This is a genomic window from Streptomyces sp. NBC_00358 (assembly GCF_036099295.1).
Taxonomy (GTDB): domain Bacteria; phylum Actinomycetota; class Actinomycetes; order Streptomycetales; family Streptomycetaceae; genus Streptomyces.
Map to the genome: position 1 here is coordinate 1,028,341 of NZ_CP107976.1, position 21,132 is coordinate 1,049,472.

Annotated in this window: 14 protein-coding genes and 1 pseudogene; 5 read left to right on the forward strand and 10 right to left on the reverse strand. The window is 71.5% G+C overall.

Annotation, left to right across the window (positions count from 1 at the left end; all coding sequences use genetic code 11):
- Window positions 1-160: 160 nt before the first annotated feature.
- Window positions 161-505: pseudogene (locus tag OHT01_RS04260) on the reverse strand (S8 family serine peptidase); the annotation flags it as partial.
- A 325-nt stretch (window positions 506-830) separates the two neighbouring features.
- Complete coding sequence (locus OHT01_RS04265) at window positions 831-1,994, reverse strand: serine/threonine-protein kinase (protein WP_328551757.1); 1,164 nt, start codon at window positions 1,992-1,994, stop codon at window positions 831-833.
- A 359-nt stretch (window positions 1,995-2,353) separates the two neighbouring features.
- Here OHT01_RS04265 and OHT01_RS04270 point away from each other — a divergent pair, with 359 nt between their 5' ends.
- A complete protein-coding gene (locus OHT01_RS04270; protein ID WP_328551758.1) occupies window positions 2,354-3,184 on the forward strand; it encodes an aldo/keto reductase in 831 nt (276 codons plus the stop codon).
- Window positions 3,185-3,237: 53 nt separating this feature from the next.
- On the opposite strand, the gene OHT01_RS04275 is transcribed toward OHT01_RS04270, so the two are convergent.
- From OHT01_RS04275 to OHT01_RS04290, 4 genes are all read right to left on the reverse strand, one after another.
- Window positions 3,238-6,036, reverse strand: a complete 2,799-nt coding sequence (locus OHT01_RS04275; RefSeq protein ID WP_443043513.1) for a hypothetical protein — start codon at window positions 6,034-6,036, stop codon at window positions 3,238-3,240.
- 262 nt (window positions 6,037-6,298) lie between these two features.
- Entirely contained in the window at window positions 6,299-9,259 is a 2,961-nt protein-coding gene (locus OHT01_RS04280) for a hypothetical protein (protein WP_328551760.1), read from the reverse strand.
- A gap of 204 nt (window positions 9,260-9,463) precedes the next feature.
- Window positions 9,464-10,372: a glycoside hydrolase family 16 protein gene (locus tag OHT01_RS04285; RefSeq protein WP_328551761.1), complete on the reverse strand. Its 909-nt coding sequence runs from the start codon at window positions 10,370-10,372 to the stop codon at window positions 9,464-9,466.
- Window positions 10,373-10,677: 305 nt separating this feature from the next.
- Window positions 10,678-12,102: a lipase family protein gene (locus OHT01_RS04290; RefSeq protein ID WP_328551762.1), complete on the reverse strand. Its 1,425-nt coding sequence runs from the start codon at window positions 12,100-12,102 to the stop codon at window positions 10,678-10,680.
- A 531-nt stretch (window positions 12,103-12,633) separates the two neighbouring features.
- Between OHT01_RS04290 and OHT01_RS04295 the strand changes: the two genes are divergently transcribed.
- From OHT01_RS04295 to OHT01_RS04310, 4 genes are all read left to right on the forward strand, one after another.
- Complete coding sequence (locus OHT01_RS04295; RefSeq protein ID WP_328551763.1) at window positions 12,634-13,311, forward strand: TetR/AcrR family transcriptional regulator; 678 nt, start codon at window positions 12,634-12,636, stop codon at window positions 13,309-13,311.
- 258 nt (window positions 13,312-13,569) lie between these two features.
- Window positions 13,570-14,802, forward strand: a complete 1,233-nt coding sequence (locus tag OHT01_RS04300; RefSeq protein ID WP_328551764.1) for a chitinase — start codon at window positions 13,570-13,572, stop codon at window positions 14,800-14,802.
- 193 nt (window positions 14,803-14,995) lie between these two features.
- Entirely contained in the window at window positions 14,996-15,499 is a 504-nt protein-coding gene (locus tag OHT01_RS04305) for an AAA family ATPase (protein WP_328551765.1), read from the forward strand.
- Between the two features lie 270 nt (window positions 15,500-15,769).
- Window positions 15,770-16,591 carry a maleylpyruvate isomerase family mycothiol-dependent enzyme gene (locus tag OHT01_RS04310; RefSeq protein WP_443043352.1) on the forward strand — a complete coding sequence of 274 codons (822 nt, stop codon included), beginning with the start codon at window positions 15,770-15,772 and terminating at the stop codon, window positions 16,589-16,591.
- 21 nt (window positions 16,592-16,612) lie between these two features.
- Here OHT01_RS04310 and OHT01_RS04315 read toward each other — a convergent pair whose 3' ends face one another.
- The 4 genes from OHT01_RS04315 to OHT01_RS04330 form a co-directional block, all read right to left on the reverse strand.
- Entirely contained in the window at window positions 16,613-18,505 is a 1,893-nt protein-coding gene (locus OHT01_RS04315) for a glycoside hydrolase family 15 protein (RefSeq protein ID WP_328551766.1), read from the reverse strand.
- 88 nt (window positions 18,506-18,593) lie between these two features.
- A complete protein-coding gene (locus tag OHT01_RS04320) occupies window positions 18,594-19,118 on the reverse strand; it encodes a hypothetical protein (protein ID WP_328551767.1) in 525 nt (174 codons plus the stop codon).
- A gap of 225 nt (window positions 19,119-19,343) precedes the next feature.
- Window positions 19,344-20,474, reverse strand: coding sequence for an NADAR family protein (locus tag OHT01_RS04325; RefSeq protein WP_328551768.1), 1,131 nt, complete (start codon window positions 20,472-20,474; stop codon window positions 19,344-19,346).
- Between the two features lie 66 nt (window positions 20,475-20,540).
- Window positions 20,541-21,056, reverse strand: a complete 516-nt coding sequence (locus OHT01_RS04330; RefSeq protein WP_328551769.1) for a hypothetical protein — start codon at window positions 21,054-21,056, stop codon at window positions 20,541-20,543.
- Between the last annotated feature and the right edge of the window lie 76 nt (window positions 21,057-21,132).

Genomic DNA, 21,132 nt, shown 5'->3' on the forward strand with positions numbered 1-21,132 from the left:
CGTAGCCGTGGTGCGGGGCGTCGTAACGGGCGGTCCAGGTACCGGACTTGCCGTCGGTTCCGACCGGTGTCCAGGTCGCGCCGTCGTCGTACGACACCGCCAGTGTGGCGCCCTGGAGTGGCGCTGCGACCACCAGTAGGTGCCTCCGTTGGCGGGGCGCGGAGTCCTGACCATAGCCCTCGTCGGAGAGCACCTTGCCGATCAGCAGGTCGGCGCCGGGCGCGACGCCCTTCTCCGCGCCGTCCGAGGCGGCCCCGCTGCCGCCGACGGTGGAGGCGGTGTGGGTGCCGTGGCCGTGTCCGTCCTCGGTGGTCTCGTCGGGGACGAAACTCCGCGACGCGCCGACCCGTCCGGCCAGGTCGGGGTGGTGGGAGTCGGTACCGGTGTCCAGGGCGGCGACCTTGACGCCCTTGCCGTCATAGCCCTTGTCCCAGGCGGCGGGTGCGCCGATCTGCGCGGTGCTGTCCTTCAGGGTGGCCTTGACGCGGCCGTCCAGCCAGATCTTCGACAGCCGGTCGCCGAGCCGGGCGGAGACGAGGCCATTCGCGACGCCCTGGCCGCACAGCACGTCGAAGGCCCCTGGGGTGCGCTTCCGCGCATGTCCGGTACACGTGCCCGGGGCGTCTCGGGCGCAGACGGGCCCGACCCTGCTCGGCGTCGCCGGCCTACCGACGCCCCTGCCTCCGACGACCTTCGACGCGGCCGGGCGAGCCGACTCCGACGACCGCCGCCTCCGGCTTCCGGCTTCCGGCTTCCGGCTTCCGGCTTCCGGCGGGGGAATCAGACACGGGAATCCGGGGCGGCACCCCCGGTCACACCCGCGCGGCCGGTCACGAGCGGGCGGGAGACGCCCCCGGCTCCGAGGCCGCGGGCGAGGAGGTGTCCACCGCGCCGGTCGAGCCGGGCTGCGGAGTCTGCGCGGAGCTGCTGTCCGGCGAGAACCAGGCCACGCCCACGAGTACCGCCAGAACGAAGACCACCGCTCCGGCGGCGGCTCCCACGGCTCTTCGCCGATGGGTGAGGAGCTCGCCGACCCCCGGACGCGGGCGCCGCCGCGACCGGTGGCCGCCCGAACCGTCCCGCGCCACCGACGGCAGGGCGTACGTGGTCGCGGGGCCGGTGGCCCTGAGGTCCTGCCGGTGGCGCCCCGGCTCCGGCATCGCGGCCGGGAGCGGCTCGGGGCGCCCCTTCCAGGCTCCCGTTCCGTACCAGGCGGCCGCCTGAACCGCGGTGGGCCGGTCCTCGGGTTTCTTGGCGAGCAGCCCCAGCAGATAGTTCTCGAAGGCGGGCGGCAGGTCGGCGCCGAGCTCCCGGGGCGGCGTGGGCGCGGTGTCGAGGTGGTGATGGAGGACCGCGACAGGGCTGTTGGCCTGGAACGGCGGTCGCCCGGTGAGGAGTTGGTACAGGACACAGCCGAGGGAGTACATGTCGGACGGTGGCCCGGCGGTCTTGCCCAGGGCCCGCTCGGGAGCCAGGTACAGGCTGGTGCCGACGATCTGCCCGGTCGCGGTCAGACCGCCCGCCGGATCGTCCAGGAAGCGGGCGATCCCGAAGTCGCCGATCTTGACACTCCCGCCGGCGTCCAGCAGCAGGTTCCCCGGCTTGATGTCCCGGTGGACGATGCCCTGTTGATGCGCGGCGGCCAGACCCGCGGCGGCCTGGGCCGCGATCTGTGCGACCCGCTCGGCGGTGAGCGTCCCGGCACTGGCGAGGACCCGGGCCAGGCTGTCGCCCTCGACCAGCTCCATCACCAGGAAGAGCCGGTTCTCGTACGACCCGAAGTCCAGGACGCCCACCACATGAGGATGGTTCAGCAGGCCCGCGGTCTGGGCCTCCAGACGGAACCGGGCCGCGGCGGTCGGGTCGGCGTCCTGGGAGAGGAGCAGCTTGACGGCCACGGACCGGCCGATCATCTCGTCGTAGGCCCGCCACACCTCCCCCATCGCGCCCCGCCCGAGGGTCGTGTGCAGCCGATACCGCCCCGCTATCAGCACTTGTGCTTCATCCTCACGCAGTTGGGATCTTGTCGGTCACCGCGGGTCAATGCCCTACCGAGCAGGAGTGATCATCGGGGCGGCGCCGCAGCAGGTTGAGCCTACTGCCAACACGGCAGTGATCAGACGCTGTTCACCCTCGGCCCCGAGATCGCGACGAACCGGTCGGAGTGCCACTGAACCTTGACTGATGGTGACGAGGAAGGTCGATCCGGGGGTCGCTGGAGGGGGGGTCGCGCAACGAACTCGACAACACTGTCACTCCGGACCGTCACTCCGGGAGGCGTGCCCGCGTCGCCACGACGGCGGCGTCCGTGCACGATGGGAGGGTCCCCTCGCGCATTCGGAAAGGCTCCCCCGTGATCAGCATCCCGGCCCGCACGGCCCACGACGGTACGCGGATCCCGGCCGTCGGCCTGGGCACCTGGCCGATGAACGACGCAGAGGCGGAGGAGGCGGTGAGCCACGCGCTCGGAATCGGCTACCGGCTCATCGACACGGCGACCAACTACGGGAACGAGACCGGCACCGGCCGGGGCATCGCCCGTGCCGATGTGCCGCGCGAGGAGATCGTCGTCACCACCAAGCTGCCGGGCAGGCATCACGGCCACGACGAGACACTCGCCTCCTTCGAGGAGTCGCGCGGCCGGCTCGGTCTGTCCCACGTCGATCTCTACCTCATTCACTGGCCGCTGCCTCGCGTCGACAGGTACGTGGACTCCTGGAAGGCGATGATCGAGCTTCGCGACGCGGGCCTGGTGCGTGCGATCGGCGTCTCGAACTTCACCGCCGACCAGCTCACCCGGCTGGAGGACGAGACCGGAGTGATGCCTTCGGTGAACCAGATCGAACTCCATCCGGCCTTTCCCCAGGACGAGTTGCGCGCCTTCCACACGGCCAAGGGCATCATCACGGAGAGCTGGAGCCCGTTGGGCCGCGGCAGCAGCCTCCTGGACGATCCGGCGCTCGGAAGGATCGCCGGGGCGCACGGCGTGACACCGGGCCAGGTCGTACTGCGCTGGCACACCCAGCTCGGGGCGGTCCCGATCCCCAAGTCCGCCGACGCCGGGCGGCAACGGGAGAACCTGGACATCCTCGGATTCGAGCTGACCGCCGCCGAGATGGCGGCCGTCACGGACCGTCCGCGGCGGCGCCTCGGCGGCGACCCCATGACACACGAGGAGTTCTGACGCACGAGGGGTTCCGAGGTCGCCAGGGGTTCCGGACCGGCTCGTGCGGTGGGCTACGCGGGGTCGTACACCGTGCCGGTGAACTCCGGCCCATCGTGCGTGGCACCGCTCCCGTCGGAGAACGTGGCTCGCAGCCGGACCGTCTCCTCGGGCTCGGTCACGGCGTCCGCGAGGGTGGGGACGGTGATCTCCGTGCTGGTCCGGCCGGCCGGGACCTCGGCGAAGAGGAAGAGCCCGCGCACCTGGGAGAGAGGCCGTGACGGCAGTGGTTCCTCGCCGGAGTTCTGCCGCAGCCACCGGGGATCGACGTCGGTCGTCGACAGTTCGGCTCCGCCGGTGGACGGCAGGACGGCGAGGTCGGCCTGGATGTCCGCGTCGGCCGCCGAGGAGAGGGACATCCGCCAGGTCAGGGGCCTGCCCTCGGCGGCGCGGGCGGCGGCCGGGGTCACCTTGAGCGTAGGTACCGGATCGTCGTTCAGGGCGGTGACACCGCCCCGGTGGGCACCGATCACCGCTCCGTGGACCGCCTTGACGAAGACGTCGTGCGAGACGTCGTAGCCGAAGCGGGTGTTGCCCCGGACCTCGACCCTCACCTCGGGTCCCGTGCCCCCGGGCCGTACGCTCACCTCGCGCGAAGCGGTCCGGCCCGTGTCCGGATCGACGACGAACAGGCGGACCGTGCCGCTCCCGTGCCCGGTGACCCTCACGGGCACGCGATAGCTCCGGACGCCGGCGTCGCCCTCCTTGACGATCAGGCGGCCCAGATCGACGCGCGACAGCGCCGCGGCCCGGACGACGGGCGTGCCGGGGCGCCATCCCCACGAGTCGATGAGCCACGCCTGCCCGGACGGGGTGCGCGGGACGATCTCCAGGGCCGTGACGCGGTGCAGGTCGACGCCCGCGCGGGTGGCGGCGGCCAGGGGCAGCCGGACCTCCTGGCCCCAGTAGGAGGCGGTGCGGCTCGTTCCGGGCAGCCCGTCGAGGTGGACGCGGCCGAGGGTCGCCCGGTGGCCGGACGCGTCGGCCAGGGCGATGTCGAGCCGGTTGTCCCGGGTGTTCGGCGGAACGATCAGGCGCAGCGCCAGAGCCTCGGAGCCGGCGATCGAGACCGGCCTCGCCGCGCCGACCCGGACCCTGGAGCCCGAGGCCGTCCAGCGCAGCGCCACGGCACGCCGGCCGGGCTCCGCCGACGTCTCCCAGCGGGCGAAGTGCGGTGAGACACCGTTCGTACCCGTGCCCAGGCAGGCCTCCGCCGTGTCGTCGTCCACCTCCTCGCACAGCCGGCCGCCGGTGGTGGAGACGGGTCCGTCCGGCAGGAAGGCGGGAGTGCGGTGGGCGCCGACCGCGTGGGTGAGGACCCGCGCGGGTCCGGCGGAGGGCGCACGGCGCCCCGACCCGTCGAGCAGCGGCCGTACCCGGTCGTCACCGGCGACGAACAGCCGCGCGGCCGCGGCGATGTAGGTGGCGCCGGCGGTCTGCTGCTGACGGGCCGTCAACCTCGTTGCCGCCCCCGGCGAACACACCCGGTCCGGGCGGTCCCCGCTCCAGAAGTCGTCCTCCGCGGGGGCCTCGGCCTGGCCCGGTGTCCACTCGCTGTTGAAGAAGTTGTGGTCGGCGCCGACCAGGTAGACGGCGCTGTGCAGGGCGGCGCCGCGGCTGACTCCGCGGGTGGCGTCGGCGTACATCTCGCCCTGGAGGTCGGACACATCGCCGTCGCAGCCGGGCAGGATCGTGGCGGACGGCACGTCGGGGGTCGGGTTCTGCCCGAAGACGGTGGGGCCGATCAGAACGGTGCCGCGGATGTGCCAGCGCACCGGTCCGCGGTAGCCGTCCTGGTCGGCCGGGGCGCGGTACAGGCTGTCCATGGCGGCCCGGTTCACGCCCTCGCCACCGCGCGAGTGGCCGACCAGCAGGACGCGCGACAGATCGGCGACCGCCGTCCGCCGTACGATCGCGGGCGCGGCGGCCGGATGCGCCGACCAGTCCGCCCAGCGGGCCAAGTGCTGCCGCACCAGGGACGATCTGGCCTGCGCGCCGCCGTCCTCCGCGGCGTAGTCCTGTCCGTTGACGCCGTTGGCGGCGACGGACACGGTCACATATCCCTGCGAGGCCAGCAGTTTCTGGTCGGCGAGGTAGCCCCGGTAGCTCGGGATCGGCTTCGCGCCCGCGGGGCACGGCCATTCGCCGCCGGTCTCGTCGCCGCGGCCGGTGTAGCAGGTGGCGTGGCGGCCGTGCAGGAACAGGGCCAGGGGCCGGTGTCCCGGGGCGTCCGTGGGCGCGACCACCACCGCACGCATCTCCACGGGCTGCGGGAAGCCGGGCAACCGGACCGGGGCGAGCGCGTAGTCACCGGTCGCCGTCCGGTAGGTGCCCGGCTTCCCGGGGTCAACCGCGTTGGCCGGAAGCCGGGTCGAGGGCTGGGCCGTGAGTCCGGGGCGTTGCCCGGCGGGCCGATTCTGCTCGCCGCCCGCCGCGTCGAGGCGCCGTTCACCGGTCCGCGCCTGGAGGTCCGACGGTTTCCCGAGCGGTGCCGGACCGAGCGCGAGCCGGAAGGAGCGGCCGTCCGGGGCGCCGACGGGGCGGCCGAGGAACCGGTCCCCGGCATAGAACGCGACGCCGGAATCGGTGACCGGCACCGGACGGTCCGAGCGCCAGACCAACTGGCGCGCCGCTCCGCCGCCGGTGACGCTCCACCCGGCGGGCAGTGGGCCCCGCACGGCCGCGGCCGACGCGTGTCCCGCCGACTGTGCGGTGCCGGCGGTGTTCTCCTGCGCCTGCGTCGATCCTGGCGATCCCGCGACCGCCGCGCACAACACAGCGGCGACGACTCCTGTGCGCCGGACACGGAACAAGGCCTTCTCCTCCTGGTCGGCGTTCACCCCGGTCGCCCCGTTGGTCCCGAAGCGCTCCCCCGTCCCACGAGGACGGAGGGCGAAGCCCGGGGGTTGCCTCGTGCCGGCGGCATGGCGCGTTCTCAACCCCCTTTCTCGGGAGCGGAGTCAGGTAGTCCGGGCACGGCGAGGAGGTACACCGTCAGGAGATCCGGTGTACGGCGGCAGGTCAGGTGTCACGCGTCCGAGGCCGCGCGCCGCGGCACGTGGGGCGGCGCGGCTCTCAGTCGTCCTCCGGGCAGAGGAAGTTCCCCGAGGGCCCCCAGTGCGTCACCGGATCCTCCTTCGCGGCCACGGCTCCGCACGTCAGGTCGGTGATCCTGGTGCCGTCCCCGGTGATCTCCCGGATGTCGACCTCCTTGTCCACCGGGTACTTGTGTCCCTTGCCGAAGGTCATGATCCCCGACTCGCCCACATAGTCGGTGACTCCGGTCGACTGGAGGAAGGTGACGACGGCACTGGGGGTGAACTGCGGGTCGGTGACCGCGATTTCGTTCATGACCTGGAAGAACACCTTCACCGCGTCATAGCCGGCGGCGCCGTCGCTGTCGGAGGAAACCCCGTAGGAATCGCGGAAGTTGGTGGCGAAGGGCCCCTTGGCGTCGGGCAGGCTGAACTGGTTGTAGAAGAGGCTGAGCGAGCCGTACTCCCGCGCCATCAGTTCCGGGTGCAGTACGAGATTGGGGGCGGCGCTCTCGGCCAGCACGGCGACGCGGCCCTGGTGCGTACGGCATTGCTTGTCGCCCTGCAGGTAGTAGAACAGGTCGTACATGACACTGGACCGGCCGGCGTAGAGGATGAAGCCGTCCGTCCTGCGGATCAGCGCGCAGACACTGGCCGCCACGGAAGGCGTCTGGCTGTCGTTGCCCGATTCGCCGTACGGCACCGGGTAGACCTGTGCCGCCGAACCGTAGGCGTCGGTGAACCGCTTCTTGAGATCCGCGCTGAAGTACGTGTCGTGCGGGTCGAAGACCAGGACGGCGGCGGGCGCGGTGTGCCCCGGGGCGACTTTGGTGAGGGCCGCCAGACGGGGTGAGCGCCGGGCGAAGGACGCCATGACACGGGCCACCCGTGCGTCCGGCGCCGAGAGCTGGAAGTACGACACCGGGGAGTCGCCGTCGACCATGGGCTGGCCCGAGACACCGGTACCGAGGACCGTGACGCCCTGGGCGTCGAGTTCGATGGCGGCCTGGAGGGACTCGGGGCGGCTCTGCGTGAGGCCGATGACACCGGCGATGTGGTCCCGGTGGATGCGGTCGACGATCATGTGGGCGACATCCACACCGGAGTGGTTGGCCGTGTTGAGTCCGCCGTGCGATCCGAACGCGAAGTACTCCCCCGCGTTGGCGACGAGCAGCCGGATCGGCATCTGGGACTTGAGGTTGAGGTCGTTCACCTCCTTCTGGGCGAGCAGCGCGCCGCGCAGCATCTGGAAGCCCGTGGGCACGGTCCGGCGTGACGCGGACCCGACACTCAGCGGGGCGAAGAAGACCAGGGTGCGATAGGGCTTGGTCAGGTCGACGCGCGCGTTCTGGCGTCCCAGTCGGGCTTCGAGTGACCGCAGTTCGGGCGCGTACAGGCCGTGGGCGAGTTCGCAGGTGTCGCTGCCGTCGGTGATCCCGACGCGTTCGCCCGTGCTGACCCGCGGACACCAGGTGTCGGTGGCGTGGTGTACCGCGCTCGTCCCGGCGCCGGCGTGGGTCGCGCCGGTCCGCAGTCCTTGGAACAGTCCGGCGGCGACCACGGCTGTGACGGCCAGCGCGGCCACCACGGGACGCAGCCAGTCGCCCGGGCGCCGGTCGCGGGAGCGCACGGCCCTTTGCACGCAGGGCCGTTCGGCACTCGTCCCGTTGTCGCGGACGCGGGAGAGCGGCACCGCACGCACCGCTTCGACCGGTTGTCCGGCGGCGCCCGCCGCGAGCAGCGAGGCCACGGCGCGGGCGGTCGTGCCCTCGGTGGTGTGCCGGGTCGCCTGGGACGGGATGCCCTGGGATGCGGGGTCCTGCCGGGGAAGGCCGACGGCGTACGGCGGGATGTCCGCGGTGGCGGCGCCCAGCACGAGCAGCGGGCAGGTCCCGAGGTCCTCGGAGACCGCGGAGAAGGAGTTCAGGAGTCTGCGGCTCGGGGAATCGTCGTCGCCGACGGTCGGCAGCAGCAGGACGAACGGCCATTGCCGCCGCGGCCTGCGCACACTCCACACCGGCGGGCGGGCCGCCCGCGCGAGGTCGTGGATGAGGGCGGTCAGCAGGACCTGCCGGACCACCGCCTCGTCACGGGCCGATACGGCGGACGCGGCGGAGCGGGCCGAGGCGGCCGCCGTACCCGCGTCGGCCGGTGCTCCCTGGTCGGCCCTGTCCTGGGCGCGCGACCGCAGATGGGCGTCGCGCAGGGACATCGCGGCGTTGAGGAAGCTGCGCCCCGGCTCGTCGAGCATCCCGCCGACCCACCGGAAGCGCGCCCCGCGGTCGATCCGTACCCCGTACGACCACCGCCACAGCCAGGCCAGTGGTGTGGTCACCAGCTTCGTGATCGCCGACCACTGCCGGGCGCCGAGTTCGTCGCCGAGAGCGGTGACCTCAGCGGCGAACCCGAACTTCCAGGCGTACTTGTCGTAGATCCTGTCGCGCAGCGCGCGCCGTTCGTCCGCCACGTCCCCCTCGGCGACGACGGCGCGCAGCACCGACAGGCAGGCGTCGAACTCGGTCATGCGCAGGGTGCCGGAACCGTCCGGCATGGTGACGCGCAGTTGTCTGGCGACCCGGTCCAGCAGGCGTACGTGCGGGCCGTCCTGCCTCCCGCCGTCCTCCCCGGGGTGCTCGCACGCGAGCAGTTCCTCGTCGACCAGCGCATGCGGCGCGAGGCTGGCCAGGTGGCCCGTCTCCCCGGTGCCGAGGCGTACCAGCCGGTGGTGGTAGACGTGCACCAGCGCCGAGAGGGCGGGATCCGGCTCGCCGCGGCCGCTGTAGGCCGTCGCGGCACCGGCCGCCGTCGCGCCCTCCGCGGCCGGGTCGGCCGGCGGCTCGCGGGTGAGCAGCAGTGCGGGGAGCCGGTGCCGTGAGCTCTGCCGCCCGCGCGGGATGCCGTGCCGCCGGTCGACGACATAGCGGTCGATCACTCGGACGATGTCGTCGAAACCGCTGGGGAGGACGAGATCGGGTTCGTCCGTCCGATGGGGTTGCGGCACGCGGGGCTCCCGGATGCTGAGAAACAGGAGGCGATCCTAGAAACGTCCGGGCCGGTTCACGGTGCTTTGGTTCTAATAGGCGCCCATTGAGCGATTGCGGCCGCTTGTCTTTCGGATCGGACCCGCCCCGGTGGACGGGCTCGGCGGCGGTGTTCGCCGCTTCCCGTGATCGGGCCCGTTCCGCGGTCGTACGCGCGAGGCCGCTCACTTCCACCCGTAGGCGTAGGCGGCCACCCAGGTGACGTCGAGTTCGGCGCTGCTGCCGGGCGCCGCGCCGGGGCCTTCGAGCGCGCTCTCGTTCTGCAGCACCCAGGACAGGGGTGCGGTGGGAACCCCGCGGGTGTCCTCACCGATCCGGCGTCCGTCGACGAAGAAGCGCACCCGTCCGGGAGTCCATTCCGTCGACACGGTGTGCCAGTGGGTCCAGTCGTCGCCGCTCGGGAAGTAGCCCTGCCGTCCTCCTCCGCACGGATGGTGGAAGGCGGTGACGGTGCCGGTCCACTCTCCTTCGGGATGGTCCATCTCGCAGCCGGCGCCGTAGTGCAGCCAGGCGGACTTGTAGCCGGGGGCCGGCTTCGTCACCTTGATACGGGCGCTGTACTTGCCGTACGCCATCTGCATCACGGCACGGGGCACGAGTGCCGCAGCGTGCACGGGGCCGCCGTCCTCGGGGCGCCACATCCGGATGTGCATCATCCCGTCGCCGTTCTCGCCGGGACCCACGCTCACGGTGTCCTCGGGGTGGTACTCGCCCACGACGTCCCGGCCCCGGTCGTTCGCCGTGTCACGCCAACCGGTGGGATACGCCCACCAGTTGTCGCGGTAGGTGCCGCTCAGCCCACCGCAGTACGCGGCGGACGTGTCGACGTGGTGGTCGCAGTCGCGGAACGAGCCCAGCGGGACCCGGTCGCCGTTGAAGTCCTCCGCGAGGACCTGCCAGAACGGCCCGCAGTCGCCGCGGGGCAGGACCGTACCCGCGTTGTGGCAGGCGTCCGCCGGGCGCGGTGCTCCGTCGGCGCGGGGAATCCAGAACAGGGCGCCGGCCAGCAGGACGAGAGCGAGAGGCATGAGCAGTGCCCGCCCGCGCCGGCCGGGCGCCGCGTGTGAACCCATCGGGGCCTCCCTCGCTCCTCGGCGTGCGGACGCCGCAGCCCTCCCCCGCACGGGGTCCGCGAGAACCGCTCCGGAGACCGTCCGCGGCGGCGAGCACCACGCGAGGGAGCATCCTCGCGTCCCGGCACGGGCGGCACCACCCCGTGGACAGCGCTCGATGCGGACGGTCCGGCTCCGGCGCGCCGTCGTCGCGGGCCCCGGGTCCGGTGTTCTCCGGTGTCCGGCGGACCCGCGCGTGCGGCGCCCTTCGGTGTCCAGCGGGCCCCGGCGCGGTGGATCCGCGCAAGGGCCCGCGCTTCGGCGACTCAGGGTTGCAGCGGCATCGTCCAGCAGTTGGAGGTGGCGCGCTTGCCGGAGAGGCGGTCGGTCAGCCAGGAGATGGCGTCGCCCTGGTCGGTGATGAGGGGCGCGACGTGGTTGGTGAGCAGTCCGTCGCCGAGGTTCGGCAGGTTGATGGCCTCGTAGGTGATGTCGGCGCCCTTGCGGCACCAGTCGACGGCGAGTTGGCGCGCCTGGGCGTGCGGGACGATGTCGTCCTGGATGCCGGTGGCCACGCGGACCGGACTGGTCGGCTTCAGGTTCCCGATGCGCTGGTTGTCGATCGTGGCCTGGAGCGCCGGTGTGCTCGCGACGAGTTCGCTGACGGACTCGCCGTTCGTCGTCCACGACGTGCTCTTCTTGAACGCGTATCCGAGGATCGCGTCGCCGACGCACATCGTGGACAGGTCGTCCAGCGCGGCCTTCCCGGCGGCGTTGAGGTCGGCGTCGGCGATGGCCCGCAGGCCGGGGTCGGACTGGATGAAGCCGTTGAGGGACCAGCCCAGGGCGCCGGCGAGGGCACTGCCGTCGATGCCCTTGATGACCTCGGTGAGGTTGGCGGGCGGTGCTCCGGAGTAGGTGCCGGCCAGCGTGACGTCCGGGGCGTAGGAGGGCTGGAGTTCGGCCGCGGACGCGCTGGCGCCGCCGCCCTGGCTGTAGCCGAAGAGGCCGACGGGTGAGGCGGAGGTGACCGACGCCCCGGTGAGCGAGCGGGCCGCGCGGACGGCGTCGAGGAGTGCGTGACCGCCGTCGAGGCGGTTGACATAGGTGTGGAGCCGGTCGGTCGCGCCCAGCCCGGCGTAGTCGGTGACGACCACCGCCGTGCCGGAGGCCAGGAGCCGGTAGATCGCGAGGTCCTCGTAACCGACCGACACCGTCTGGCCGTTCAGGGTGATCGGGCTCTGCAGGCCCATGGAGGCCGCGCACTGGTCGCCCTGGCCCATGGTGCCGGGGGCCACGGCCACCAAGGGGCGCGGGCCGCTTCCCTTCCAGGCGGCGGAGGGCTCGATGTAGGCGCCGGTCACCGCGACGGGCAGACCGTTGGAGTCGGTGGACTTGTACATCAGGCGGGTCGCGGTGCCGGGGAGCGGACCGTCGAGGCCGGGCAGGCTGAGGGCGAGCGGAAGGGGTTCGCTGCGGATGAGGGCGCCGTCGGCCGAGGGGAGGTTCGCGGGCGGGGTGTAGAACGCGGGAATGGTCACGCCTCGGGAGACCACGTCGCTCGCACCGGCGGCCGCCGCGGGGATCGCCTGGACACTCAGGCAGGCGAGGGCGGCGAGGGCGGTGGCGAGGAGAAGGCGGCCGCGGTTCGGCGCGGCGGGACCCGGGCGCACGGCGGGGGAAGTCCGCTCCGGGTGGGGACGTCGGCTGAACGCCGGATGCGGCTGATGGGGGTTGTGGGGTCGTTCCATGCGGCTCACTCCCTGCTTCGTCAAAACGTGGGGGTCGTGCGGGCGGCCGACGGCGTCAATGGCGTGACACCGGTTCGGGCTGGGGCGCAGGCCGGGGCCGCCACCGGGGACTTCTGGTGGTGGTCCCGGGCCGGAGCGGGGGAATAGGGCAGCGTGGATCGACGGACGGGGGCGGGGCTGGGCGGGGCGGGACCGCATTCGCCCGCATCACGGACATGGGGAGGCGACGGCACCGCCCGCGCGCCGTCGGCCGGGCGGCACGCAGTGCGGCGCCCGCCCGTACGTCGTACGACGCCGGGCGAAGCGGTGGTCCTGAGGGTTCTGTATACGGCGGAGCCCGGTGCTCGTGGCTGCGGCTCCGCCGTCCTGTCCTGTCCTGTACTGCCTTGTTCCGGTATCCGTGCTCGGCAGCGACGGACGTCGAAGTCCCGTGCGACATCCGTTAGTTACTCCCGAGTCACATCAGGAGAGTAGGAGCGGATGTCACTCAGTGACAAGATGTCTGCGCACGTCATTTCCGAGCGACTCGCTATGCTGCCGACGGTCGAGAAGACAGGGGTGGTGGCAACGGTGCGCGACGCGGCGCCCGCAGACCGGGCCACGACGGCCGCGAGGCCGTCACTGGGCGAACGACGCAAGGAGGCCCTCCGCCTCGACATAGCCCGCGAGGCCGTCCGCCTGTTCGTCTCACAGGGCGTCACCGGCACCACGGGGGACCAGATCGCGGAGGCCGTCGGCGTCTCGACGCGCACCCTGTGGCGCCACTTCCCCACGAAGGAGAGCTGCGTACGCCCCTTACTCACGGCGGGACTTGACGCCGCCACGGATCAACTGCGGCACTGGCCGCCGGAGACCGGCCTGCTGGACTTCCTCACCCATTCCTGCCGGCACGGCGGACTGCCCTCCGCCGACCCCGCCGTACTCGACCTGATCCGCATGACCCCCACGGAGCCCGCGCTGCGCGCCGTCTGGCTCCAGGCGCACGACGACGCGCTGCCCGTCCTCACCGAACTCCTCGCCCGGCGCTCCGGCAGGAGCGCCGACGACCTGCGGGTGAAGGTGCACGCGGCCACGGTGAACGGCGCGCTGCGCGCGGCGGCGGAGGACTTCGCCGTGCGCTTCGCCGACGAGGAACGGGCCTCGGAAGCGGATCTCGCCACGTGCATGCACGCCGCCCTGCACGCGGCGTCCGAGGGCCTGCCCTACTGACAACAGCCCAGCGGGACAGCCGAGTTGGACCGGCCCCGGTCCAGCCGTGCGGCCGAGTCGGGCCGGCTCCAGCCACGAGCGAGGAGCCCGCGAGGAGCGAATCGCCCCCTCGCGCCCCACAAGGCACGAGAAGGGAGCGTCAGCCGGGTAAAGAGTTTGCCTGGTCTAGTCCAAAGGCCTGCCTGGTCTAGTCCAACCATATTGACGTGATCGCGACAGGACCGGAAGCTGGGGCTCCCCCACCCCTCTGGAGGCACAGTGAGACGTCTTCGCGCATGTCTGGGCGCGGCAGCCGCCGTCAGCCTGGCTGCGGTCGGCACTACCGCGCTCGTCGCGGGCAGCGCCTCGGGCGCGACCAGCGCGCTCAGCAACCGGTGGTACGCCGCCGCCCCTTACCTGATGCCGCTGGACAACGACCCGCCGGACGCGGCCGCCATCATGGACGCCACCGGTCTCAAGGCGTTCCAGCTCGCCTTCGTCCTCGCCCCCAACGGCGGTGGATGCTCACCCACTTGGGGCGGCACGAACGCGGTCTCCTCGGACACCGCCGTGCAGTCGGTCATCAACACGATCCGCGCCAAGGGCGGCGACGTCTCCATCTCCATCGGTGGCTACGGCGGCACCAAGCTCGGCCAGACCTGCTCGGACGCGGCCTCCACCGCCGCCGCGTACCAGCAGGTCATCACCAAGTACGGCCTGCACGCGATCGACTTCGACCTTGAGGAGCCGGAGTACGAGAACACCGCGGCCATCAAGAACGAGATCGGTGCCGCCAAGATCCTGCAGCAGAACAACGCGGGACTGTACGTGTCCGTCACCACGCCCGGAACGGCGGACGGCACGGGCTGGTTCGGCAAGCAGATGCTGCTGGAGGCGAAGTCGCAGGGCTTCACGCCCAACAACTTCTCCATCATGCCGTTCGACGGCGGCTTCAACGGCGCCGCGTCCCAGACCAGCGCGCTCGCCAACTTCAACTCGATCCTCCAGTCCACCTTCGGCTGGGACCAGGCGACCGCGTACGCCCATGAGGGCTTCTCGGGCATGAACGGCCGCAGCGACAGTGGCGAGTACTTCTCCCAGGCCGACTTCCAGACGGTGCTGGACTTCGCCACCAGCCACAACATGGACCGCTTCACCTTCTGGTCCCTCAACCGGGACCGTCAGTGCTCCCCCGCCGACAACGGCGGCCGCACGTCGGGCACTTGCTCCAGCGTGGCCCAGAACTCCTGGGACTTCGCGAAGTACTCGGTGAAGTTCGCCGGCGCGACCCCGCCCACCGGCACTCCCACCCCGACGCCCACGCCGACCCCGACGCCGACTCCCACGCCGCCGAGCAGCGGCTGCAAGACGGCTTGGAGTTCGAGCACGGTCTACACCGCCGGCAACGAGGCTTCGTACAACAACCACAACTGGAAAGCCAAGTGGTGGACCCAGAACGAGACGCCGACCGGCGTCGACTGGGGTCCGTGGCAGGACGAAGGCCCCTGCTGACACCCGGCCGGTTCCGGGCGGGGTGCCCGTGGGGTGCCCCGCCCGGCTCCGTCGGTCCCATCGGCTTCAGGCCTCGCGCCGAGCCGTGACCCCGAGGGGACGACGTCACCCGAGTCCGGGCGGCGCCGTCCCCTCGGTGCGTTCGCCCTTGGCCGGTTCGAGTCCGCGCCTGCCGCGCCACTACCCTGACTCCGTGACCCAGCGAATGAGCACGGTCGTTCTGATGTGCGGCCTTCCGGGGGCGGGCAAGACCACCTACGCGATGGAACTGGTGCGACGTGGCTGGGTTCGGCTGTCGATCGACGAGGCGGTCTGGCGGCGTCTCGGGCAGCGCGACGCCGGCCTCGTGCTGGACCCGGCGGATTTCGACCGGCTCAAGGAAGAGGTCCGCGGCGAGCAGCGGCGGGAACTGGTCGAGTTGATGCTGGCCGGGCGCGACACGGTGGTGGACTACAGCTTCTGGAGCCGCGCCGCCCGCGACGACTACAAGGCGCTGGTCGAAAGCCATGGCTGCCGTTGGGAACTGGTCCACCTCAAGGCCGACCGGCAGACGCTGGAGCGCCGCCTGACCATCCGCAACGGCCAGGACGGGGCGAATTCCGTCAGCGTGGACCAGAACCTGCTCCATCGCTACCTGGCCAAGTTCGAGGAACCGCACGGCGAGGGTGAGCGGGTCATCACGCAGCCCTCGCGCTGAGGCCGCCTGAACCGGCACCACGGGGAGGAGCGAGCGCCGGGGTCCTGCCGCCCGCCCATGGCAGCACCCGACAACACGGCGCGCGGGGCCCGAATGCCCGCTTTGCCCACGGAGTCCCTCCGTCCTGACGCGTTCGCGCTGCTCAGGGTCTTGTCGCTGCCCTCTTTGCCTGATCTTCTGTACGCCCGGTGGGCAAGAACGCCTCGCCTCGCACGGACTGCACGCAGCCCGCTCCGAGGCGGGCCGGCAGGAATCAGGAAAGGCGACGACGTGGACGCAGTGGCGGGGCAGGACGTGCGGAGGCCGCTGCCCGAAGGGCTGAGTGCGGCGATACACGAGACCGCCGAGGAGATCGCCGCGCTGCTGCGGGCCGACGCCGACATGGACCGCCGGATTCCCGGAGCGGAGTGGAACGTCGGCGAGGCGGCGGCACACCTGGCCCTGGCCAACGAGCTGATGGCGGAGCTCGCCGCCGGCCGAGCGCGCCCCTACGGTGACGGCACACCGGACAGCCTCGCCGGGGCCAACGAGCGGTCGCTGGCGGAGTTCCCGGAACGGGCTGCCGAACCACTGGCGGCGATGATCGTCGAGCACGCCGACGCCTGTGTGAAGGCGCTGGAGCAGGGAACGGCGGACGGCCCGGTGGCCACTCCGCTGGGCTCGATGAGCCCGCAGGAGCTGGGGTCGTATCTCCTCACGCACATGCTCGGCCACGGCTACGATCTGGCGCGCGCGCTGGGCCGGGCGCACATGATCGACCGGACCCGCGTGGGACTGACCCTGCCGTTCATGCTCACGGCGATGCCACGGGTGACCGATCCGCTCCGCACCGCCGGTATGAACGCCCGCTACGCCATACGGCTGTGGGGCGGCGGCCGGTTCGGCGTGACGCTGGCCGACGGCGTACTGACCGTCGACCCGCAGCCGCCGGCCGGGCCCGACTGCACCATCTCCATCGAACCCGTCACCTTCCTGCTGATGGCACTCGGCCGCCAGGGACAGGTGGGCCCGATCGCCCGCGGCCGCATCCTCGTCCGGGGCCGCAAGCCCTGGCTCGCGCCGCGCTTCCCGGGACTCTTCACGGCGCCCTGAGCCGGGTGTCCGGATCGTTCGTCAGCCGAGCTTGCGGTCGAGGTTGAAGGCCGCGCTGATCAGAGCGAGGTGGGTGAAGGCCTGGGGGAAGTTGCCGCACTGCTCCCCGGTGTGGCCGATCTCCTCCGCGTAGAGACCGAGGTGGTTGGCGTACGTGAGCATCTTCTCGAAGGCGAGCCTGGCCTCGTCGAGCCGGCCCGCGCGGGTCAGGGCCTCGACGTACCAGAAGGAGCAGATCGAGAAGGTGCCCTCCTCGCCCTTGAGTCCGTCGGGGCTGGCCTGCGGGTCGTAGCGGTAGACCAGGGAGTCGGAGACCAGGTCCTCGCCCAGGGCGTCGAGGGTGGCGAGCCATTTCGGGTCGGTCGGGGAGATGAACTTCCCCATCGGCATCATCAGCAGCGACGCGTCGAGGATGTCGCTGTTCTCGGTCTGGGTGAAGGCGTTGCGGGTGCTGGACCAGCCCCGGGTCATGATCCGCCGGTAGATCGTGTCGCGGACCTCGCCCCAGCGGATGATGTCGGCCGGCAGGCCGCGGTGCCGGGCCAGCCGCATCGCCCGTTCGATGGCCACCCAGCACATGAGACGGGAGTACAGGAAGGGCTTGCGGCCCCCGCGGGTCTCCCACACCCCTTCGTCGGGCTGGTCCCAGTTGTCGCACACCCAGTCGACGAGCCCGCTGACGGTGTCCCAGTGGGCGCTGGAGAGGGGCTGCCCCCACTTGTCGTAGAGGTAGAGGCAATCGATCAGCGCTCCGTAGATGTCCAGCTGGAGCTGGCCCACGGCGTCGTTGCCGATGCGCACGGGAGCGGATCCGCGGTAGCCCTCCAGATGGGTCAGCTCGCGTTCGGGCAGGTCACGGCGCCCGTCGATGCCGTACATGATCTGCAGCGGGCCGTCCGGGCCGACGCGTTCGGGCAGGTCGCTCTGGACGTGCTCGGCGAGGAAGCCCATGAAGGCCTCGGCCTCGTCGGTGAAACCGAGACGCAGCAGGGCGTACACGCAGAACGCCGCGTCACGGATCCACACGTAGCGGTAGTCCCAGTTGCGCTCGCCGCCGATCCTTTCGGGCAGGCTGGTGGTCGGCGCGGCGATGATGGCGCCGGTGGGGGCGTACGTGAGCAGTTTCAGGGTGAGGGCGGAGCGGTGCACCATCTCCCGCCAGCGGCCTCGGTACCGCGACCGGGACAGCCAGTGCCGCCAGTAGCGCACGGTGGCGTTGAAGTCCCTCTCGGCCTCGGTCACGGCACAGAAACGCGGACTCGTCTCGTCGTCGATCTGGTCGAGGGCGAAGACCGCGGTCTCCCCCTCGTGGAGCTTGAACAGCGACCACACATCCTGTCCGGCGACCTCGATCGGCACGGTGGACGTCAGGGCCAGCGTGAGCGCGGGTGAGGTGAAGACGGCCTGGCCGGACTCCACCCGCACGGTGTGCGCGACCGTCCCGTACTCGAAGCGGGGTGCGATCCGCGCGCGAAAGGGCAGCGTTCCCCGGACGCACACCACACGGCGGATGAGCCGGTGCCGACGGGCCTCGCGCGAGTCGTCGACGACCGGCATGAAGTCCTGGATCTCACCGACCCCGTCGTCCGCGAAGAACCGGGTGATCAACACGTTCGTATCGGGGAAGTAGAACTGCTTCGTACGCGCGGGGACGTCGGCGGCGAGTTCGAAGCAGCCGCCCCGGTCGGCGTCCAGGATCGAGGCGAAGACGCTGGGCGCGTCGAAGCGCGGGCAGCAGTACCAGTCGATGGTGCCGTCCGTGCCGACCAGGGCCGCGCTGCGCAGGTCGCCGATCAGACCGTGGTCGGCGATGGGCAGATACCGCGGAGTGCCGGTGCCACCCGGTCCAGCGGGCGCACCACGGGTCCCGTCGCTCGCTCCGGCCCCAGAAGTCACATGAGCCGTACCGGCCATACCGGCCTCCTCTGGGCCGTCACCCGAGCCTCCCCCTCCCGTCCAGGCTAACGAGTGGCTCGACCGCCGGGCCACTCGTCTCCTGCCGTCAGTGCTTCAGGACGACCTTGGCGGCCACGATGATCAGTCCGAGAGTCAGGTTGGCGAAGCCCTCGGCGACGATCAGCCCGCGCGAGGCACCGGCGCGCGCGGCTCCGAGGCACGCCCACATCACCTGCTGGGCGACCGCGGTGGCCAGAGCCACCCACAGGCCCGCGCCGACACTCATGTCGAACACGGCGCTGAGGGCCACGGCGGCCGCGGGAAGGGTGGCGGCCTCGACGATGGACCACTCGTGCGTACCGATCCGGCGGATCTCCCGCAAGGACCAGGGCTGCCCCACCATGCGCTCGCCAGCGATCTGCGCGTAGACATGGGTCGCCCAGAAGACCAGGCCGGTGATCACCAGCAGGACGACGACCTCCAGCCGCGGGTACTCCCCTCCCGTTCCGGCCGTGGCCACCACGGAGGCGGCCAGGATCGAGCCGTAGATGGCGCCCGCGTAGTCGGTTCGATGGCTGGCCGGCGGGTCTGCTCGATCGTCGAGTTCAGGCGGTTCGCTGGAGCCACTCACCAATTCAACATAGGCGGCGGCCCGGGCCCACGCCCGGCGGGTGGGCCGTCCGGGCGTGGGCCCTGTGGACGGGCCCGGGACGCGCCCGGCACTCGGTGCCCCGGGGCGACAGGCTGGGGTGCGGTCGGGGTCGCACCGGCGGTCCGCCGGTCCCGGACCGGACGCATCCGCGGGCTGGACGCGCGGAGCCGGTGCCCGTGGTCCCGGTCCCGCACGGGCGTCGGGTCAAGCGGTCCAGGCCGGCCCGATGCCGACCGCCTCGGCCGCGAGTTCACCGCGGATCACTTCCAGCAGTCGTCCGATCCAGTTCCGTCCGCGCTGCCCGGCCTCGCCCCAGTAGTACGAATCGGCGCCGGAGTAGAGGATCTTGCCGTCCCGTGTGCTGAGCAGGAGCTCCGCGAGCGCGGGATGCTGGGCGTACTTGGCCCGCATCAACTGCGCCATCACGGCGAGTCGGGCCTGCTCCCAGCCTCGGCGCCGGGGAGCCTTCTCCGCGGCCCGCTTGGCCGCGAAGTCGCTCTCGGCCGCCAGCACGGCGCGCTGCCCGTTCTCGTCGTCGGTCGACAGGGCCAGGTAGGCGCGCTCGACATTGGCGTATTCGACGCCCCGCACCTGGATGGGGCAGGGGTACTCGTTGCGCAGCGCGAGGAGTCCGGGGTCGTCGGGCCAGCCCTTCGGGAACACCACGTGCTGCAGCCTGACAGCGGGGGCCAGGGGCTCGACAGGTCCGAAGGCCTCCCTTCCGGCCTTGGATTCGGTGTCTGCTTCTTTGTACTCGGCGAAGTACGTGAGCGCCGCCGCGTGCATCTCCTCGGTGACGGTCGCGTTGCCACGCGACACCCGGCCGCCGACACCGACCGCCAGCACCTGAAGCGGCCAGTCCTTGTAGTCCATGTCGCCCAACGCGTAGTGGCGCAGGTGTTCGGGAATCGCCAGGTAGGCGTCGAGGAGCCGGCTCCGGGACTCCTCCGTCCGGTCGGCGAGATAGACGTCGACCGCGGCCAGGCACCGGTCGGTCGAGTCGGGGCGATCGTTCAGCGTGTCGATGGCGTCCCTGACCTCGCCGAGAAGCATCTCCGGGGTGACCCACGACTGCGGCTCGTCGAACTTCCACGCGGCGACGTGATGGACCGAAGCCCTGGCTCCCTCTTCGAGCGTGGTGGCGACCCATCCGGAGCGGAGCTTCTCCTCGAACTCCACCAGGCCGACGAGTCCCCAGCAGTCGATCAGGCCGTCGGCGTAGACGATCAGGTCGGTGAGGTGGTAGTCGCTGCCGTTCCGGATGAAGGCGTGCCGCGTGATACCGGGTATCCGCTCGTCGTCGACATATCTGTACGTGGGGTGCTGAGCTGGCATGGCGCCACCCTAAGGGCTGTCCTGCAACCCTCAAGCGGCGAGCGACGGCCCCGTGGCACGGGAGCCTCAGTCTTCGTTTCGTCCCTCTGATACGGCGCGATCACGCACCTGAGCTTCGGAAGCTGCCAGCCACTCGTCCACCACGTCGTGGGCTTCGTCCAGGGCAGGATCGCGTCTCCCATCGGGTGCATAGGCCGGGGACCGATCCGCGCGCAGCGGCAAGTGAGCGCAGTACCAAGCGCGTTCGGCGCCAGCTCGCTCTGCCTCCGTGCCCGAGCGGAGGTGATCGAGCAGTGCCGTCATCACCCTGCGGCGCCCGAACGTGTAGAGCGCCGGCTCGACGAACCAGCGGCAGAAGCTCGGGTCTGGGTCATAGACGGCGGCGGCCATCAACGGAGCGAAGAACTCTTCGGGCGGGCTGACGCGTTCGAGTAGTGGCCTGCGTACCGCGTGGGTCAGGTGCCGCGCGCGTTGATCTTCCGGCACGTCGGCCACGTCACCGAGGTCCAGCAGTTGGGCCACCTCGGCTGCGGATGACAGGAATGAACGTGCTGCTACCTCGTTGCGGTCGTCATCGGTCATGACAGAATTCTGGACCGTCCAACGGTCGTCAGGCACCGCGATGTTGGTGGCTGATCCACGCACGATGGCTGCTTGC

Excerpts from the sequence above, each read along its gene's own strand:
- OHT01_RS04285 (WP_328551761.1), bottom strand. The coding sequence starts at position 10,372 with ATGGGTTCACACGCGGCGCCCGGCCGGCGCGGGCGGGCACTGCTCATG.
- OHT01_RS04290 (WP_328551762.1), bottom strand. The coding sequence starts at position 12,102 with ATGGAACGACCCCACAACCCCCATCAGCCGCATCCGGCGTTCAGCCGA.
- OHT01_RS04295 (WP_328551763.1), top strand. The coding sequence starts at position 12,634 with ATGCTGCCGACGGTCGAGAAGACAGGGGTGGTGGCAACGGTGCGCGAC.
- OHT01_RS04315 (WP_328551766.1), bottom strand. The coding sequence starts at position 18,505 with ATGGCCGGTACGGCTCATGTGACTTCTGGGGCCGGAGCGAGCGACGGG.
- OHT01_RS04325 (WP_328551768.1), bottom strand. The coding sequence starts at position 20,474 with ATGCCAGCTCAGCACCCCACGTACAGATATGTCGACGACGAGCGGATA.
- OHT01_RS04330 (WP_328551769.1), bottom strand. The coding sequence starts at position 21,056 with ATGACCGATGACGACCGCAACGAGGTAGCAGCACGTTCATTCCTGTCA.